The 17,276-nt window shown below is 61.2% G+C and carries 14 protein-coding genes; 4 read left to right on the top strand and 10 right to left on the bottom strand.

Going from position 1 to position 17,276, the window contains the following annotated elements:
• Positions 1-34: 34 nt before the first annotated feature.
• The 8 genes from fdhA to FQ192_RS17110 form a co-directional block, all read right to left on the bottom strand.
• Entirely contained in the window at positions 35-1,234 is a 1,200-nt protein-coding gene (fdhA, locus tag FQ192_RS17075) for a formaldehyde dehydrogenase, glutathione-independent (protein ID WP_007947729.1), read from the bottom strand.
• Positions 1,235-1,439: 205 nt separating this feature from the next.
• Positions 1,440-2,297 (bottom strand): formyltetrahydrofolate deformylase, encoded by an 858-nt coding sequence (gene purU / locus FQ192_RS17080; protein ID WP_123513155.1) that lies wholly within the window; start codon positions 2,295-2,297, stop codon positions 1,440-1,442.
• Between the two features lie 126 nt (positions 2,298-2,423).
• Complete coding sequence (locus FQ192_RS17085) at positions 2,424-3,056, bottom strand: sarcosine oxidase subunit gamma (protein WP_149659627.1); 633 nt, start codon at positions 3,054-3,056, stop codon at positions 2,424-2,426.
• Between the two features lie 134 nt (positions 3,057-3,190).
• Entirely contained in the window at positions 3,191-6,208 is a 3,018-nt protein-coding gene (locus FQ192_RS17090; RefSeq protein ID WP_149659628.1) for a sarcosine oxidase subunit alpha, read from the bottom strand.
• On the bottom strand, positions 6,205-6,534 hold the full coding sequence (locus tag FQ192_RS17095; RefSeq protein ID WP_123410389.1) for a sarcosine oxidase subunit delta: 330 nt from the start codon (positions 6,532-6,534) through the stop codon (positions 6,205-6,207). Before FQ192_RS17095 ends, FQ192_RS17090 begins: the two co-directional genes overlap by 4 nt.
• Positions 6,535-6,548: 14 nt before the next feature.
• Positions 6,549-7,799: a sarcosine oxidase subunit beta gene (locus FQ192_RS17100; protein ID WP_123410388.1), complete on the bottom strand. Its 1,251-nt coding sequence runs from the start codon at positions 7,797-7,799 to the stop codon at positions 6,549-6,551.
• Between the two features lie 23 nt (positions 7,800-7,822).
• The gene (gene glyA, locus FQ192_RS17105) at positions 7,823-9,076 is read right to left on the bottom strand and encodes a serine hydroxymethyltransferase (protein WP_149659736.1); all 1,254 of its coding nucleotides are present in this window, start codon (positions 9,074-9,076) and stop codon (positions 7,823-7,825) included.
• Between the two features lie 322 nt (positions 9,077-9,398).
• Positions 9,399-10,115 carry a TraX family protein gene (locus FQ192_RS17110; RefSeq protein WP_149659629.1) on the bottom strand — a complete coding sequence of 239 codons (717 nt, stop codon included), beginning with the start codon at positions 10,113-10,115 and terminating at the stop codon, positions 9,399-9,401.
• A gap of 131 nt (positions 10,116-10,246) precedes the next feature.
• Here FQ192_RS17110 and FQ192_RS17115 point away from each other — a divergent pair, with 131 nt between their 5' ends.
• The 3 genes from FQ192_RS17115 to FQ192_RS17130 all read left to right on the top strand — a co-directional run bounded on the left by FQ192_RS17115 (position 10,247) and on the right by FQ192_RS17130 (position 13,111).
• Positions 10,247-11,287, top strand: a complete 1,041-nt coding sequence (locus tag FQ192_RS17115) for a low specificity L-threonine aldolase (RefSeq protein ID WP_149659630.1) — start codon at positions 10,247-10,249, stop codon at positions 11,285-11,287.
• Positions 11,288-11,538: 251 nt separating this feature from the next.
• Positions 11,539-12,072 (top strand): transposase, encoded by a 534-nt coding sequence (locus tag FQ192_RS17125; RefSeq protein ID WP_149659631.1) that lies wholly within the window; start codon positions 11,539-11,541, stop codon positions 12,070-12,072.
• A 214-nt stretch (positions 12,073-12,286) separates the two neighbouring features.
• Positions 12,287-13,111, top strand: a complete 825-nt coding sequence (locus tag FQ192_RS17130) for an NAD(P)-dependent oxidoreductase (protein WP_149659632.1) — start codon at positions 12,287-12,289, stop codon at positions 13,109-13,111.
• A gap of 117 nt (positions 13,112-13,228) precedes the next feature.
• Here FQ192_RS17130 and gbcB read toward each other — a convergent pair whose 3' ends face one another.
• Positions 13,229-14,329, bottom strand: coding sequence for a glycine-betaine demethylase subunit GbcB (gene gbcB / locus FQ192_RS17135; protein WP_149659633.1), 1,101 nt, complete (start codon positions 14,327-14,329; stop codon positions 13,229-13,231).
• A gap of 282 nt (positions 14,330-14,611) precedes the next feature.
• On the opposite strand from gbcB, the gene gbcA reads away from it, so the two are divergent.
• The gene (gbcA, locus tag FQ192_RS17145) at positions 14,612-15,907 is read left to right on the top strand and encodes a glycine-betaine demethylase subunit GbcA (RefSeq protein WP_149659635.1); all 1,296 of its coding nucleotides are present in this window, start codon (positions 14,612-14,614) and stop codon (positions 15,905-15,907) included.
• A gap of 118 nt (positions 15,908-16,025) precedes the next feature.
• On the opposite strand, the gene FQ192_RS17150 is transcribed toward gbcA, so the two are convergent.
• The gene (locus FQ192_RS17150; RefSeq protein WP_149659636.1) at positions 16,026-17,273 is read right to left on the bottom strand and encodes a metallophosphoesterase; all 1,248 of its coding nucleotides are present in this window, start codon (positions 17,271-17,273) and stop codon (positions 16,026-16,028) included.
• Positions 17,274-17,276: the final 3 nt, after the last annotated feature.

Genomic DNA, 17,276 nt, shown 5'->3' on the forward strand with positions numbered 1-17,276 from the left:
CCCGAAGGTCGCCGTTTTGCATTGCGGTAAAGTCTTACGCCGCGCTGAACAACTTGTGCGGGTCGATCACAAACTTCTTCGGTACGCCGGCATCGAACTCGCCATAGCCACGTGGTGCGTCGTCGAGGCTGATGACTTCCACGCCGACGATGTCGGCAATGTGGATGCGGTCCCACATGATCGCCTGCATCAGCTGGCGGTTGTACTTCATCACGGGCGTCTGGCCGGTGTGGAAGCTGTGGGATTTGGCCCAGCCCAGGCCGAAGCGGATGCTCAGGCTGCCCATTTTCGCGGCCGCATCCACAGCGCCCGGATCTTCCGTCACGTACAGGCCCGGAATACCGATTTTGCCCGCCACGCGAACCACGCCCATCAGCGAGTTGAGCACGGTAGCCGGAGCCTCGTGTTTCACGCCGTCATGCCCGTGACCGCGCGCTTCGAAGCCTACGGCGTCGACGGCGCAATCCACTTCCGGTTCGCCCAGCAGTGCAGCGATTTGTTCGTGCAGCGGGGTGTCGAGGGACAGGTCGGCGATTTCGAAACCCTGAGCCTTGGCGTGCGCCAGGCGCACGGTGTTGACGTCACCGATGATCACCACCGCCGCGCCCAACAGACGCGCGGAAGCCGCAGCGGCCAGACCGACTGGACCAGCGCCCGCGATGTACACGGTGCTGCCAGGGCCAACGCCGGCCGTCACGGCGCCGTGATAACCGGTCGGCAGGATGTCGGAGAGGCAGGTCAGGTCGCGGATTTTTTCCATCGCGCGATCACGGTCCGGCAGTTTCAGCAGGTTGAAGTCGGCGTACGGCACCATGGCGTATTCCGCCTGGCCGCCGGTCCAGTCGCCCATGTCCACATAACCGTAAGCACCGCCGGGACGGGCCGGGTTGACGCTCAGGCAGACACCGGTGTGCATCTCTTTGCAGGAACGGCAGCGCCCGCAAGCGACGTTGAACGGAACGGACACCAGGTCGCCGATTTGCAGGTTTTCGACGTCGCTGCCCTTCTCGATCACTTCACCGGTGATTTCGTGGCCCAGGACCAGGCCGGTTTGAGCGGTGGTACGACCGCGCACCATGTGCTGATCGGAACCACAGATGTTGGTGGAGACTACGCGCAGGATGACAGCGTGATTGATCTTCCTGCCGCGCGGGTCCTGCATTTTGGGATAGTCGATTTTCTGTATTTCGACCTTGCCGTTGCCGAGATACACGACACCACGATTACCAGACATGCTTTCACCTCGCTGTTGTTTTTATGTAGCGGTCGCGTCGCCAGACAGCGGCGGCGCGTTGATTGCTCGGGTTATTGCCTGTGTCTTTTTGCGTTGTTTGTGAGGGCCTCTTCGCGGGCAAGCCTCGCTCCTACGCGATTGAAGTAGCCCCATTTTCACGAGCAACCCCAATCCTGTAGGAGCGAGGCTTGCCCGCGAAGGCGATCTAAAGAACGACGGTTCTGTTCGCGTTGAGGAAAACCCTGCGCTCAATGTGATACCCCACGGCCCGCGCCAGGGTCAGCCCTTCAATATCCCGCCCCTTGGCGATCAAATCTTCCGGGTAATGACTGTGGTCAACGACCTCCACGCCCTGGGCGATGATCGGGCCTTCGTCCAGGTCGTTGTTGATGTAGTGCGCGGTAGCGCCAACCAGTTTCACGCCCTTGTTGTAGGCCTGGTGATAGGGCTTGGCGCCCTTGAAACCCGGCAGCAGGGAGTGGTGAATGTTGATCGCCTTGCCGTCGAGTTTGCGACACAGCTCCGGCGACAACACCTGCATGTAACGGGCAAGAATCACCAGTTCGGCGCCGGACTCCTCGATCACCTGCAACACCTGACGCTCTTGCGAAGGCTTGTCGTTCGGGTCCAGGGGGAAGTGGTAGTACGGAATCTGGTGCCAGTCGGCCAGCGGCTTGAGGTCCGGGTGGTTGGAGACCACGGCGGCCACGTCCATGGACAACTGGCCGATGCGCTGGCGGTAGAGCAAATCGTTGAGGCAGTGATCGGCCTTGGAGACCATGATCACCACTTTCGGGCGGTAGTTCGGCGGGGTCAGCTCGAAGATCATGCCGAAGGCCTGGCCACGCTCTTCGAGGCCGGCGCGGAAGGCTTGTTCGTCGAAGCCGTCAGGCTGGCGGAATTCCACACGAATGAAGAAACGACCCGAGAGCCGGTCATCGAAGGAATGGTGCTCGGTGACGTAGCAGCCCTGCTCGAACAGAAAGCGGGTCACCGCATCCACGGTGCCGAGGACGCTTGGGCAGTCGGCGGTCAGAATCCATGTGTCTGGGGCGCGGCTCATAGTGCGGTGACTCCTATCTGATCGTTCCCATGCTCTGCGTGGGAACGCCGCCATGGACGCTCTGCGTCCGCTTTGGGACGCGGAGCGTCCCGGGATGCATTCCCACGCAGAGCGTGGGAACGATCATTACGCCTGGACGCTAAGCCCGTATTCGGCGGCCGCATCCTGCAACCACAACCACCAGTAATCCGAGAAGCTGCGACGGATCAGCAGTTCCCAGGTGTCTTCAGCGGTGTGGCGAATCACCAGTTGCGACTTGGCGAACACCGTGCCGACGGCCTTGCCCACCGGGAAGCTGTTCGGATGCACGTCGTAGCTGGTGGATTTCATCAGCACCTGGCGCACGTTCGGGCCGCTCAGTTCGAGGATCTGCTGGCCGCCGCTGACGTTGACGATCTGGATGTGCAGGTCGCCCAACGCTTCACGCAGCTTTTGCTCGGCGGCAAATTCTTCGCCGCTCGGCACGATCAGCAGCCACTCATCCGGCCCCATCCATTGCAGGCTGGTTTCGCCTTTGACGATGACGCTCAACGCGCCGGGCAACTCGATGCCCAGAGCCTTGTGCACGCCGGCGCTGAACGCGGCATCGTGGCCATCACCACGAAGGGTCAGGTGGCCGAGGAGTTTTTTCTCACGCACGATCACGCCGGCGCTTTTACGGCCCTTGCCCACGAGGCTGGCGAGGTCGGCGTGATGCAGCGACGACTCGGCCTTGGCCCCGGTGGTTGGGCGTTGTTGGTAAACATTGGCTGCGGTCATAAAGCACCTTTCCTGAATTCTTGCATCTCACCTGTGGGAGCGTGGCTTGCCCGCGATGGGAACAACTCGGTCTGCCTGAGGCACCGCGTTATCGTTCATCGCGGGCAAGCCACGCTCCCACAGGTACTGTGGTGTCAGATGTTCTGGCGATCACCCTTCGGATCGAAGAACACCGAAGAAACAATCTCCGCCTCGATCACGCTGCCATCCGCCAGCGGTGCGAACACCCGCTCGCCGATGCGCTTCAACCCACCCTTGACCACGCCCATGGCAAACGAATAACCGAGGGAGTTGTGCAGGTAGCTGGAGGTCACGTGACCGACCATGGTCATCGGGATGGTTTGCTTGGTGTTGAACACCAGTTGCGCCCCTTCCGGCAGCCATTTGGTCGGATCGATCGGCTTCAGGCCCACCAGTTGCTTGCGCTGATCACGCACGCAGTCTTCGCGATTCATCCCGCGCTGGCCGATCCACGAGAACGGTTTGGTGCGACCGACACACCAGCCCATGTTCAAGTCGTCCGGGGTCATCGAACCGTCGGTGTCCTGGCCGACAATGATGAAACCTTTCTCGGCCCGCAGGATGTGCATGGTCTCGGTGCCATACGGCGTCAGGTTGTACTGCTTGCCGGCCTCGGCGATTTTTTCGAGCACGCCCATGGCGTAGTCGGCCTGCACGTTGACTTCGTACGACAGCTCACCGGTAAACGAGATCCGGAACACCCGCGCCGGCACGCCGCCGACCAGGCCTTCTTTCCAGGTCATGAACGGGAAGGCTTCGTTGCTCAGGTCGATGTCGGTGACTTCGCTGAGCAGCTTGCGGCTGTTCGGCCCGGACAGGGTCATGGTTGCCCAGTGATCGGTCACGGACGTGAAGTACACCTTCAGGTCTGGCCATTCGGTCTGTTGGTAGATTTCCAGCCATTGCAGCACGCGCGCCGCGCCGCCGGTGGTGGTGGTCATCACGAAATGGTTGTCGGCGAGGCAAGCGGTTACGCCGTCGTCGAAGACCATGCCGTCTTCTTTGCACATCAGACCGTAGCGCGCCTTGCCCACATCGAGCTTGGTCCAGGCGTTGGTGTAGATGCGGTTCAGGAACTCACGGGCATCCGGGCCTTGAATGTCGATCTTGCCCAGGGTCGAAGCGTCCAGCAGGCCGACGCTATCGCGCACGGCTTTGCATTCGCGTTTGACGGCGGCATGCAGGTCTTCGCCATTTTTCGGGAAGTACCAAGGACGTTTCCACTGACCGACGTCTTCAAACTCGGCGCCGTTTTTCACGTGCCAGTGATGCAGCGCGGTGAAACGCACCGGTTCGAAGATGTGCCCACAGTGACGACCGGCCACGGCGCCGAAGGTCACCGGCGTGTAGTTCGGGCGGAACATGGTGGTGCCCATCTGCGGGATGGTCACGTTCAGCGAACGGGCGGCAATCGCCAGGCCGTTGACGTTGCCGAGCTTGCCCTGATCTGTACCGAAGCCCAGCGCGGTGTAGCGTTTGACGTGCTCGACCGACTCGAAGCCTTCGCGGGTTGCCAGTTCGATGGCGGCGGCGGTGACGTCGTTTTGCAGGTCGACGAATTGCTTCGGCGCCCGTGCGGTGTTCTTTTCGTGGGGCACCTGGAACAGCGCCAGGGTCGGCTCTTCGAGGCGGCTCAGGGCTTTGGGCAAGGAACCTTCGACCACACCGAAACCGGCTTCACTGGCTGCGCGGGCGCCGCCTTCAAAACCATCGGCCAGGGAATCGCCGAGGCCGTAGACGCCGTTGATACCACCGACGCACACGCGTTTCTGCGGTGCTTCGCCCGGTACGAAACCGAGGATGTCTTCACGCCAGGTCGGCTTGCCGCCCAGGTGCGAAGCCAGGTGAACCACCGGGCTGTAACCGCCGGAAGTGGCAACCAGATCGCAATCGAGCCATTCGCCAGGACTGGTCACGGCGTGGGCCTTCACATCAATCGCGGCGATGCGCGCAGCGGTCACGCGCTTGGTGCCACGGGCCTCGATCACGGCGCTGCCGGTGAGGATGCGGATGCCTTTGGCGCGGGCTTCTTCAACCAAAGCGCCACGCGGATTGCTGCGAGCGTCGGCGATGGCCACGACTTGCAGGCTGGCGTCGAGCCAATCCAGCGCCACGCGGTAGGCGTGATCGTTGTTGGTCGACAGCACCAGTTTCTTGCCCGGCGCCACGCCGTAGCGGCGCACGTAAGTCGAGACAGCGCCGGCGAGCATGTTGCCCGGCACGTCGTTGTTGCCGTAAACCAATGGACGCTCGCAAGCGCCGGTCGCCAGGACCACACGCTTGGCGCGAACCCGGTGGATGCGCTGGCGCACCTGGCCAATCGGGGCGCGGTCGCCGAGGTGATCGGTCAGACGCTCGTGAATGGTCAGGAAGTTATGGTCGTGGTAACCGTTGACCGTGGCGCGGGGCAACAGCAGCACGTCCGGGGTGTTTTTCAGTTCTTCGATGACACTGGCGACCCATTCGGTCGCCGGTTTGCCGTCGAGGCTTTCCCGGGAGTCGAGCAGGCTGCCGCCGAACTCTTCCTGCTCATCGGCCAGGATCACGCGAGCACCGCTGCGCGCAGCGGCCAATGCAGCGGCCAGGCCAGCAGGGCCGGCGCCGACGATCAGCACGTCGCAGTGCTGGTTCATGTAGTCGTAGGTGTCCGGATCGTTCTCGGTCGGCGAGCGGCCCAGACCGGCAGCCTTACGAATGTACTTCTCGTAAGTCATCCAGAACGATTGCGGGTACATGAAGGTTTTGTAGTAGAAACCCGGCGGCATCAGCTTGCCGCCGACTTTGCCGAGAATCCCCATCATGTCGTTGTTCACGCTCGGCCAGCCGTTGGTGCTGGTGGCGACCAAACCCTGGTACAGCGCTTGTTGCGTGGCGCGCACGTTCGGGATTTGCGTAGCTTCGGTGGCGCCAATCTGCAGCACCGCGTTCGGCTCTTCGGCACCGGCGGCGAAGATGCCGCGCGGACGGGAATATTTGAAGCTGCGACCGATGATATCCACGCCGTTGGCCAACAAGGCTGCGGCCAGGGAATCGCCTTCAAAGCCTTTGTAGACCTGGCCGTTGAAGGTGAAGCTCAGCACTTTGTTGCGGTCGATCCGTCCGCCGTTGGACAGGCGATTGGTCTGGCTCATACCTTCTCTCCCAGAGCCGTGCTCGCCGCTTTCGGGCTATCGGTCTTGTCGGTGAATTGGGGCTTGGTGCCGATCTTGTAGGTTTCGAGAATCTCGTAGGTCACGGTGTCGCGGGTCGCGTTGAAGTACTGGCGGCAACCGGCGGCGTGAATCCACAACTCATGGTGCAAACCGCGAGGGTTATCGCGGAAGAACATGTAGTCGCCCCACTCCTCGTCGGTGCAGGCATTAGGATCCAGTGGACGCGGGATGTGCGCCTGGCCGGATGCATGGAATTCCTCTTCAGAGCGCAGCTCGCCGCAGTGAGGACAGAAGATATGCAACATGGGGATTTCTCCTGTTAGTGGGCAACCGCAGCAGCGCCGTGTTCATCGATCAACGCACCGTTGTGGAAACGGTCGATGGAGAAAGGTGCGGCCAATGGGTGCATTTCACCCTTGGCCAGGCTCGCGGCAAATACGTTGCCCGAGCCAGGTGTGGCCTTGAAGCCACCGGTGCCCCAACCGCAGTTGAAAAACATGTTCGGGACCGGCGTCTTGGAGATGATCGGGCACGCATCCGGCGTGGTGTCGACGATGCCGCCCCACTGCCGGTTCATTCGTACGCGGGACAGCACCGGGAACATCTCGACGATGGCCTGGATGGTGTGCTCGATCACCGGGTACGAACCACGCTGGCCGTAGCCGTTGTAGCCGTCGATACCGGCGCCGATCACCAGGTCGCCCTTGTCGGACTGGCTGATGTAACCGTGCACGGCGTTGGACATGATCACGCTGTCGATAATCGGTTTGATCGGCTCGGACACCAGCGCTTGCAGCGGGTGGGATTCGATCGGCAGACGGAAACCGGCGAGCTTGGCCATGTGCCCAGAGTTACCGGCAGTCACCACACCGACGCGCTTGGCGCCGATGAAGCCCTTGTTGGTTTCAACGCCGATGCACACACCGTTTTCCTTGCGGAAACCGATCACTTCGGTCTGTTGGATCAGGTCCACGCCGAGTGCGTCCGCGGCCCGGGCAAAGCCCCAGGCCACGGCATCGTGACGGGCCACGCCGCCGCGACGCTGGACGGTCGCGCCCAGCACCGGGTAGCGGGTGTTCTTCGAGCAGTCGAGGTACGGAATCTCATCGGCCACTTGCTTGGCATCCAGCAGTTCGCCGTCCACGCCGTTGAGGCGGTTGGCGCTGACCCGACGCTCGGAATCACGGATGTCCTGCAGGGTGTGGCACAGGTTGTAGACGCCGCGCTGGGAGAACATCACGTTGTAGTTCAGGTCCTGGGACAGGCCTTCCCACAGTTTCATCGCGTGTTCATACAGGTGCGCCGACTCGTCCCACAGGTAGTTGGAGCGAACGATGGTGGTGTTGCGCGCGGTGTTACCGCCGCCCAGCCAGCCTTTCTCGACCACAGCCACGTTGGTGATGCCGTGTTCCTTGGCCAGGTAGTAAGCCGTGGCGAGACCATGCCCGCCACCACCGACGATGACCACGTCATAGACCTTTTTCGGGGTCGGCGTGCGCCACATTTTCTGCCAGTTTTCGTGATGGCTGAGGGAGTGTTTGAAGAGGCCGAAGCCCGAATAGCGTTGCATAGTCATTTACTCCAAAACCGCGCTCAGCGATAAACCGGGAAGTCCGCGCACAGGGCTGCCACTTGCTGCGCCACATTCGCTTCAACGTCGGCATCGCCGAGGTTGTCGAGGATGTCGCAGATCCAGCCGGCCAGCGTCACGCACTGGGTGACTTTGAAGCCGCGCGTGGTCACCGCCGGGGTGCCGATGCGCAGGCCAGAGGTCACGAACGGCGACTGTGGATCGTTCGGCACAGCGTTCTTGTTCACGGTGATGTGGGCGCGACCGAGGGCGGCGTCCGCATCTTTACCGGTGAGGCCCTGACGGATCAGGCTGACCAGGAACAGGTGATTGTCAGTACCGCCGGACACTACATCGTAGCCGCGTTTGATAAACACGCCGGCCATGGCCTGGGCGTTGTCGATCACTTGTTGTTGGTAAGCCTTGAAACCAGGCTCCAGCGCTTCCTTGAAGCACACCGCTTTACCGGCGATGACGTGCATCAGCGGGCCGCCTTGGGCGCCGGGGAATACGGCGGAGTTGAGCTTTTTCTCGATTTCTTCGTTGGCCTTGCACAGGATCAGGCCGCCACGTGGACCGCGCAGGGTCTTGTGGGTAGTGGTGGTGACCACGTCGGCGTACGGCAGCGGGTTCGGGTACAGGCCAGCGGCGACCAGACCGGCCACGTGGGCCATGTCGACGAACAGCAGCGCACCGACCTTATCGGCGATCTGACGGAAGCGCGGGAAGTCGAGGGTCTTGGAGTAAGCCGAGAACCCGGCGACGATCATTTTCGGCTTGCACTCGACGGCCAGGCGTTCGACTTCGTCGTAGTCGATCAGACCGGTCTTGGTGTCGATACCGTACTGCACGGCGTTGTAGAGCTTGCCCGAGGACGACACTTTGGCGCCGTGGGTCAGGTGACCGCCGTGGGCCAGGCTCATGCCGAGGATGGTGTCGCCCGGCTGGATCAGGGCCAGGTACACGGCGCTGTTGGCGGAGGAACCGGAGTGCGGCTGGACGTTGGCGTAATCGGCGCCGAACAGTTGCTTGGCGCGTTCGATGGCCAGGGCCTCGACCTTGTCCACGTGCTCACAGCCACCGTAGTAGCGCTTGCCCGGATAACCTTCGGCGTATTTGTTGGTCAGGCCACTGCCTTGCGCTTCCATGACGCGTTTGCTGGTGTAGTTCTCTGACGCGATCAGCTCGATGTGATCTTCCTGGCGTTGCTCCTCGGCATTCATCGCCGCCAGCAGTGCATCGTCGTAGCCCTTGATCTGGTCTTGCTTGCTGAACATCGCGTCTCTCCCAGCGGCGGCTTGTGCGCCTTTCGTCTCGGTGAGGCACGTACCTTTCGGCAGTGCCCTTTGGATGCGATGGTATGACCGGCGCAGACAGGTCAAATGCCTATGGACGCCACGCAAAGGTGCGTTTACGACATGGATCAAAATGGCTGCGTCCTGTGGCGAGGGAGCTTGCTTGTGGCGAGGGGGCTTGCCCCCGTTCGGCTGCGCAGCAGTCGTAAAAAACCCGGGACTGCAATGTCTTGATCTGGGGCCGCTTCGCAGCCCAACGGGGGCAAGCCCCCTCGCCACAAAAGCCCCATCCACAGAAACGGCATCAGGCAATGAGTTGGCGTAACGCCAACAGGGCGAGGAAGTGCGCGGGATAGAGCGCGTACGCCCAACGACGCATGGGCGGTGGCTTGAGGCTACGAGCGTGTTGCAGTAGCAATACACCGATCAGTGGCGCAATCAGACAAGCGGCAATACCGAAAATCGCCGCGCTGTTCCCCATCCGCGCCGCGCCATACAGCACCTGCCATTGATTCGCCGCCAGGCACACCAGCCCCGGCAACAGGCTGAAATACCAGGGCCGGCGGATCACCAGCAGCATCGCCAGCGGCAACAGCACGCCGAAGAAACCGAACATCAGTCGCTCCGGGAACACCAGCGCAAGCAACACCGCGCCGATCGCCAGCCATCGCGATTGAAGTGTCGGCTGCTGCCAGCCCCGCGCCACCAGCAAGCCGAGTACCAGCGTGGGCATCACATTGAAGGTGTCGGGATCGGGAATGTAGATCCGGTAGGGAATTTCGCTGATGGCGCTGAATACGATCAACCACCCCAAGTAACGCCACTGACCCGTTGCAGTGGCTGCACGCGCCCGCGCCAGATTCGTCGCCATTGCCAGACAAAACCACGGAAACGCCAACCGCCCCGGCACATACAGAAAATCGACGGAGTAACCGACATATCGCAGGTGATCGAGCACCATGCTCAGCAGCGCCAGCCACTTGAGCAGATCCAGCGCGCCGTCCCGTGGCGTCATGTGCATAATTGCCCGTCAACTGTGTACATTTCTGACAGCATCACTGCGTGTGCTCCCCGGACGATCTTCGGTAAAGTGCGCACCATCATTGACCACAAGTCCCTTCACCATAAGGGCCTTGAACACGGAATCAGGCCATGACCGATAAGAGCCAACAATTTGCCAGCGACAACTATTCCGGTATCTGCCCTGAAGCCTGGGCAGCCATGGAACAGGCCAACCACGGCCACCAGCGCGCCTATGGCGACGACGAATGGACCGCCCGCGCGTCCGACGATTTCCGCAAATTGTTTGAAACCGACTGCGAAGTGTTCTTCGCGTTCAACGGCACTGCCGCTAACTCTTTGGCCCTGTCGTCGCTGTGCCAGAGTTACCACAGCGTGATCTGCTCGGAAACCGCCCACGTCGAAACCGACGAATGCGGCGCCCCGGAGTTTTTCTCCAACGGTTCCAAATTGCTGGTCGCGCGCACTGAAAACGGCAAGCTGACCCCGGAATCGATCCGCGAAGTCGCGCTCAAGCGCCAGGACATCCACTACCCGAAACCCCGCGTCGTGACCCTGACCCAGGCGACCGAAGTCGGCAGCGTCTACACCCCGGAAGAAATCCGCGCCATCAGCGTCACCTGCAAAGAGCTGGGCCTGAACCTGCACATGGACGGCGCGCGCTTCTCCAACGCCTGCGCCTTCCTCGGTTGCACCCCGGCGGACCTGACCTGGAAGGCCGGCGTCGATGTGTTGTGCTTCGGCGGCACGAAAAACGGCATGGCCGTGGGCGAGGCGATCCTGTTCTTCAACCACAAACTGGCGGAAGACTTCGACTACCGCTGCAAACAGGCCGGGCAACTGGCCTCGAAGATGCGTTTCCTCTCGGCCCCGTGGGTCGGCATCCTGGAAAACGACGCCTGGCTCAAATACGCCCAACACGCCAACCGCTGCGCGCAACTGCTGGCGGAACTGGTCAGCGACATCCAGGGCGTGGAACTGATGCTCCCGGTACAGGCCAACGGTGTGTTCCTGCAACTCTCGGAACCCGCCATCGCCGCCCTGACCGCCAAGGGCTGGCGCTTCTACACCTTCATCGGCAACGGCGGCGCGCGCTTCATGTGCTCGTGGGACACCGAAGAAGAGCGCGTACGCGAACTCGCAACGGACATCCGCGAAGTCATGTCCCGCTAAGCCCCGACACCGATCGTTCCCACGCTCCGCGTGGGAATGCAGCCCGTGACGCTCCGCGTCACAAGCGGAGTCTGGCCTTGCGCTGGCGGTGAAGCTGGAACGCGGAGCGTCCCTGGAGGCATTCCCACGCGGAGCGTGGGAACGATCAGTGGAGGCGCGTCGCCATTTCCCACGCGCTTCGCGGCGCCGTCCGCTAGCCTGACGTCAAAACCCGGCTCACCCTAGTCATCCCTTCGCAATGGAATGCACCTATGGGCCGAAGCCGCTACACCATCACCGAACCTGACAAACCCCACTTCCTCACCTGCACCCTCCTGGAATGGCTCCCGCTGTTCATCCGGCCTTATATCGTCGATCACCTGCTCAATTGCTGGCGTTATCAGCAAACGCATCAGGATTTAAAGCTGTATGGCTATGTGGTCCTGGAAAACCATCTGCACTTCGTCGCACAAGCTCCAGACCTGAGTAAATGCCTCCACCAGTTCAAATCCTTCACTGCCCGACAAATCCTGGACGATTTGCAAAGCAAAGGGGCTGAACGCGCATTGCAGCGTCTGCGGTTCAGTAAACGGGCGCACAAGAAGGATCGCGTTTATCAGCTGTGGCAGGAGGGTTCACATGCCGAGATGGTGCTCAGCGAAACAGTGATGCGCCAGAAGCTGGATTACATCCATTACAACCCGGTGAAGCGTGGGTATGTGGACTTACCGGAACAGTGGAGGTACTCAAGCGCCCGAGATTACGCAGGTCAGGAAGGACTGATCGAAATACAGCGGTGGTACTGACACGTTGATCGTTCCCACGCTCCGCGTGGGAATGCAGCCCGTGACGCTCCGCGTCACAAGCGGAGTCTGGCCTTGCGCTGGCGGTGAAGCTGGAACGCGGAGCGTCCCTGGAGGCATTCCCACGCGGAGCGGGGGAACGATCATCGTCGATCATCGCGGCACGCGTCTTGGACTACATTGAATCGCTCAGACAATAACAATCAGGAGCGCCCCCATGTCCCTTCAAGGCAAAACCCTGTTCATCACCGGCGCCAGCCGTGGCATCGGGCGCGAGATTGCGCTGCGGGCCGCGCGGGACGGGGCCAATATTGTGATTGCGGCTAAAAGTGCCGAGGCGCATGCCAAGTTGCCGGGGACGATTTTCAGCGTGGCGCAGGAAGTTGAAGCGGCGGGTGGCCAGGCGTTGGCGTTGCAGGTGGATGTGCGCGATGAAGTCGCGGTGCGGGAGGCCTTGGCCCGGGCCAATGAACATTTCGGCGGGATTGATGCGCTGGTCAACAATGCCGGGGCGATCAAGTTGACCGGGGTTCAGCACATCGAACTCAAGCGCTTCGACCTGATGCACCAGATCAACACCCGCGCCGTGCTGCTGTGCAGCCAGGCGGCCCTGCCCTATCTGAAAAAATCCAATGGCCACATCCTCAACCTGTCGCCGCCGCTGAACCTGGCGACGAAATGGTTCGCGCAATACAGTCCCTACACCGTGACCAAGTACGGCATGAGCATGCTGACGCTGGGAATGAGCGAGGAATTTGCCAATTACGGCATTAGCGTCAACTCGCTATGGCCGCAAACCATGATCGCCACGGCGGCCATCGAGTTTCAGCTCGGCTCGCGAGAATCGTTCAAACACGCACGAACGCCGGCGATCATGGCGGACGCCGCGCACATCATTCTGGACAGCAGCGGTCGCAGCATGACCGGGCGGTTGTTGATTGATGAGGAGGTTTTGCGCGAAAGCGGAGTGACGGAGTTCGAGGGGTATCGGTTTGAACCGGGCTCCATCGACAAACTGATGCCGGATCTGTTTGTCGACTGAAAAGCGAACCCTGGAGCTGCCGGAGGCTGCGATTTTTTGATCTTGATCCTGAAAACAAGATCAAAAGATCGCAGCCTCGTTTCACTCGACAGCTCCTACAAGGTTATTGCGCGAGCTTCAAAAATCGATCCGCACGTCGCCCTTCGGCACGCTGCAGCACGACAGGATGTAACCCTCGGCCTCGTCTTCCTCGGTGATCCCGCCGTTGTGGTCCATTTCGACCTCGCCCCCCAGCTTCATTACCTTGCATGTCCCGCAGATCCCCATCCCGCACGCCTTTGGAATCAGCAAGCCCAGCTTGGCCGCCGCCGCATGCACGGTTTCACCCGGGGCCACCCGAATGCTCTTGCCGGACGAGATAAATTCGACTTGATGCAGGTCCGCCAAATCGACTTCCGGCGCGTCGGCAGCAATTTCCGCCTGCTCTACCGCATCGGCACGGGCTTCCGCTGGCGTGGCGCCGAAGGATTCCTCGTGATAACGGCTCATGTCGAAACCGGCCGCCTCGAGCATACGTTTGACCGCGTTCATGTACGGCGTCGGGCCGCAACAGAACACTTCGCGCTCCATGAAGTCCGGCGCCATCAGTTCCAGCATCTTGTGGTTCAGGTAGCCGCGATAACCGGCCCATGGCTCGCCCAGACCGTGCTTCTCGCAGATCAGGTGCAGGCTGAAGTTATCGATCCGCGACGCCATGTGTTCCAGCTCGCGGTGATAGATGATGTCTTTGGGCGAACGGGCGCTGTGGATAAACACCATGTCGACGTTGCCGTTGGTGTCGTAGAACCAGCGCGCCATGGACATGACCGGCGTGATCCCGACGCCACCGCTGAGGTAGAGCACCTTCGGCGCGGTGAAGTCCATGGCGTTGAACAGCCCGACCGGCCCGTGCACCGCCAGCTCCTGGCCTTCGTGCAGGGTGTCGTGCAACCAGTTGGAGACCTTGCCCCCCGGCACGCGCTTGATGGTCACCGAAAAGCTGTACGGCACCGACGGCGAACTGGAAATGGTGTAGGAACGCATGATCGGCACGCCGTCGATTTCCAGCTCCAGGGTCACGAACTGCCCGGGCTTGAAGAAGAACAGGATTGGCTGATCGGCCATAAAGCAGAAGGTGCGCACGTCCCAGGTTTCCTGGATGACTTTGACGCAACGGACGATGTGTCGACCATTGGCCCAGGTCTGGGTGGTTACCGGATTCAGGAAGCTGTTGGACATGCTGTTCTCCACCGCCGATGGTCGGCCTTATGTTGGCGATTCTGCGTATAGCGCGAGCCACCCATTTACCTATCTGCGACATTCACATACTTATCGCGACCAGCCCCCAACTACCGGGGGTTGCGCGTCGGGAACAGATTGGGCCATGTCGCCCATGGATAAGGTTCAGGGATGCGCCGGCCCCACACTCGCTCCACACAACTACAGTTTCTTTACGCCTTGCGATGTAACCGTATCAGCCACTTTCGCCGGCCTCACAGAAAGGCCTTGAGGATCAAATCGATGGACGTCACCGCAAAAATCAGCCTGGGCGATCCGCTGGAACCCGCACGCAAGGCCACCGCGCAGATGCTGCAAGAGCGCGAGCGCACTTTCTCGCTGCCACAGCCGTTTTACTCTGACGAACGGCTGTTTGATATCGATATGCAGGAGATCTTCCAGAAAGAGTGGTTGATCGCCGGCATGACCTGCGAAATCCCGGCCAAGGGCAACTACCTGACCCTGCAAGTCGGCAAGAACCCGATCATCGTGATCCGCGGCGCCGACGGCGTGGTGCACGCATTCCACAACGTCTGCCGCCACCGTGGCTCGCGGCTGTGCACCAGTGAAAAAGGCAAAGTCGCCAAGCTGGTCTGCCACTACCACCAGTGGACCTACGAGCTGGACGGTCGCCTGCTGTTCGCCGGCACCGAAATGGGCGCCGACTTCGACATGAAGCAGTACGGCCTCAAACCGGTGAGCGTGAAGACCGCTGGCGGCTACATCTTTATCAGCCTGTCGGAAAACCCGCCGGCCATTGATGACTTCCTGTCGACGCTGAACCATTACATGGAACCGTACGACATGGAGAACACCAAGGTGGCGATCCAGACCACCTTGTTCGAAAAGGCCAACTGGAAACTGGTGCTGGAAAACAACCGCGAGTGCTACCACTGCAACGCGTCGCACCCGGAACTGTTGAAAACCCTGCTGGAATGGGACGACGTCACCGACCCGCGCGCCGACCAGGCGTTCAAGGACCACGTCGCCGCCTCCGCCGCTGCCTGGGAAGCCGAGAAGATCCCTTACGCCCACGCCAGTTTCGGCCTGCGTAACCGCATCGTGCGCATGCCGCTGCTCAAGGGCACCGTGTCGATGACCCTCGATGGCAAACAGGGCTGCGCCAAACTCATGGGCCGGATCAAGAACCCGGACCTCGGCTCGATGCGCATCCTGCACCTGCCGCACTCGTGGAACCACTGCATGGGCGACCACATCATCGTGTTCACCGTGTGGCCAATCAGCGCACAGGAAACCATGGTCACCACCAAGTGGATCGTGCACAAGGATGCCGTCGAAGGCGTGGATTACGACGTCGAGCGCATGCGCAAAGTCTGGGATGCGACCAACGACCAGGACCGGCGCCTGGCGGAAGAGAACCAGCGCGGGATCAACTCCACGGCTTACCAGCCTGGGCCTTACTCCAAGACTTATGAGTTTGGCGTGGTGAATTTTGTGGATTGGTACAGCGAGCGGTTGTTGAACAACCTCGGGGCGGAGCCTGCGCCTTACCTCAAAGGCGTGCCGGTTCAGGGCTGACCTGAGCATGATCGTTCCCACGCTCCGCGTGGGAACGCAGCCCGGGACGCTCCGCGTCCCAAGAGCCGAACGCGGAGCGTCCGAAGAGGCATTCCCACGCAGAGCGTGGGAACGATCATCATCTAAGGGAAGACCACCGCACCGACCCATCCTCGCCAATAAACGTCTCCTCGATGTTCTCCCCCACCAGCCGCACTTTCACGTAACCGTTCAACACCCGATCCGGGTATTCCTCGTCCCGCGCATTCTCGGTTTCCGACCACAACACCCGCGAATGCCCGTTCAGCTCGCTGGCATTGCCATACGGAATCGCCCCATGCCCGGCGCACCGCGCATGTAGCCCGCCCTGGGCGGCGTAGCAGATGCCGTTGTGCAAATGCCCCCAATACCAGTAATCCGGCTCACGCCCCAAGGCATCGCACACTGGTTGATACAGCGCCGTCTTGTTGTGCCCGGAAATATCGAAGCCCTGGTGGTGGCTGAGCACCATGATCTTCTTGCGCTGAGGCAGCTGTTTCATCCAGGCGATCTGCTCTTTGTTTAGCGTGCCGTCCATGTACAGGTTGATCGCGTCCGAGGCGTAGGCCGTGTCGAGCCCGACCACCAGCCAGTCATCGTTGTACAACGCGAAATAACTGGTGCCCTGCTGCGTCGGGAAGCGCTTGGCCAGTTCCTTGTAGTAGCCATGGGCGCCGCTGTACATCTCGTGATTGGAATTGAGGGTGAACGAGCCGTGCTTGCCCATGGGCCAGCCGACCATGTCGACGTCTTCCTGGGAGTGAGTGCCGGCGTAATACACGTCCCCCAAGTGAATGGTGAAATCGGCCTGGGCCAGTTGCATCTGGTTGGCCACCGCCACCGCCGGGGCATGGCTGTCGAACGGCCCGGTGCCCCAGTCGCCGGCAATCGCCAGAATCACGTCGCTGTCCATTTTCATCAGCGCCGGGGTGGTGGCGAACGGCGCGTGATGGCGCAGGTTTTCGATCCACTTCAGCAACGCCTCGCTCCACAGCAAGTCCAGCAGTTCCCACTTGCGACAACCGAGCAGACTGCCGTCCTTGAGCACCCGGGTTTGCAACTCGTCGGTGGATTGCGGCAACGGGGTGGCGTTGCCGATGTGCAGGATCGACAAGCCGTGGGACAACTCCCACGGCACGCTCGGTTCATCGTCCGGCAAGTCGCCGTGCTTGAGCACGTATTGCGCCTGGTCGTGACCGCGCTGCAGCAGCGCGACAATGGCCTCGAACTCTTGCGGCTCCAGCTCGCTGACGAGTTTCTTCCACGACATTTCCAGCCGCGTGAACAGCCCGTGCAGGCGCAGCTTGACCTTGTCGTACTCATGTTCCCAATGACTGACTAATGACATGTT

This window comes from Pseudomonas sp. ANT_J12, assembly GCF_008370045.1.
Taxonomy (GTDB): Bacteria; Pseudomonadota; Gammaproteobacteria; order Pseudomonadales; family Pseudomonadaceae; genus Aquipseudomonas.

Bases quoted from the DNA above. Each gene is read 5' to 3' on its own strand.
- FQ192_RS17125 (WP_149659631.1), top strand. From the start codon at position 11,539: ATGGGCCGAAGCCGCTACACCATCACCGAACCTGACAAACCCCACTTC.
- FQ192_RS17100 (WP_123410388.1), bottom strand. From the start codon at position 7,799: ATGCAACGCTATTCGGGCTTCGGCCTCTTCAAACACTCCCTCAGCCAT.
- glyA (WP_149659736.1), bottom strand. From the start codon at position 9,076: ATGTTCAGCAAGCAAGACCAGATCAAGGGCTACGACGATGCACTGCTG.
- gbcB (WP_149659633.1), bottom strand. From the start codon at position 14,329: ATGTCCAACAGCTTCCTGAATCCGGTAACCACCCAGACCTGGGCCAAT.
- FQ192_RS17110 (WP_149659629.1), bottom strand. From the start codon at position 10,115: ATGCACATGACGCCACGGGACGGCGCGCTGGATCTGCTCAAGTGGCTG.
- FQ192_RS17130 (WP_149659632.1), top strand. From the start codon at position 12,287: ATGTCCCTTCAAGGCAAAACCCTGTTCATCACCGGCGCCAGCCGTGGC.
- FQ192_RS17095 (WP_123410389.1), bottom strand. From the start codon at position 6,534: ATGTTGCATATCTTCTGTCCTCACTGCGGCGAGCTGCGCTCTGAAGAG.
- FQ192_RS17150 (WP_149659636.1), bottom strand. From the start codon at position 17,273: ATGTCATTAGTCAGTCATTGGGAACATGAGTACGACAAGGTCAAGCTG.
- FQ192_RS17115 (WP_149659630.1), top strand. From the start codon at position 10,247: ATGACCGATAAGAGCCAACAATTTGCCAGCGACAACTATTCCGGTATC.
- FQ192_RS17085 (WP_149659627.1), bottom strand. From the start codon at position 3,056: ATGACCGCAGCCAATGTTTACCAACAACGCCCAACCACCGGGGCCAAG.
- gbcA (WP_149659635.1), top strand. From the start codon at position 14,612: ATGGACGTCACCGCAAAAATCAGCCTGGGCGATCCGCTGGAACCCGCA.
- FQ192_RS17090 (WP_149659628.1), bottom strand. From the start codon at position 6,208: ATGAGCCAGACCAATCGCCTGTCCAACGGCGGACGGATCGACCGCAAC.
- fdhA (WP_007947729.1), bottom strand. From the start codon at position 1,234: ATGTCTGGTAATCGTGGTGTCGTGTATCTCGGCAACGGCAAGGTCGAA.
- purU (WP_123513155.1), bottom strand. From the start codon at position 2,297: ATGAGCCGCGCCCCAGACACATGGATTCTGACCGCCGACTGCCCAAGC.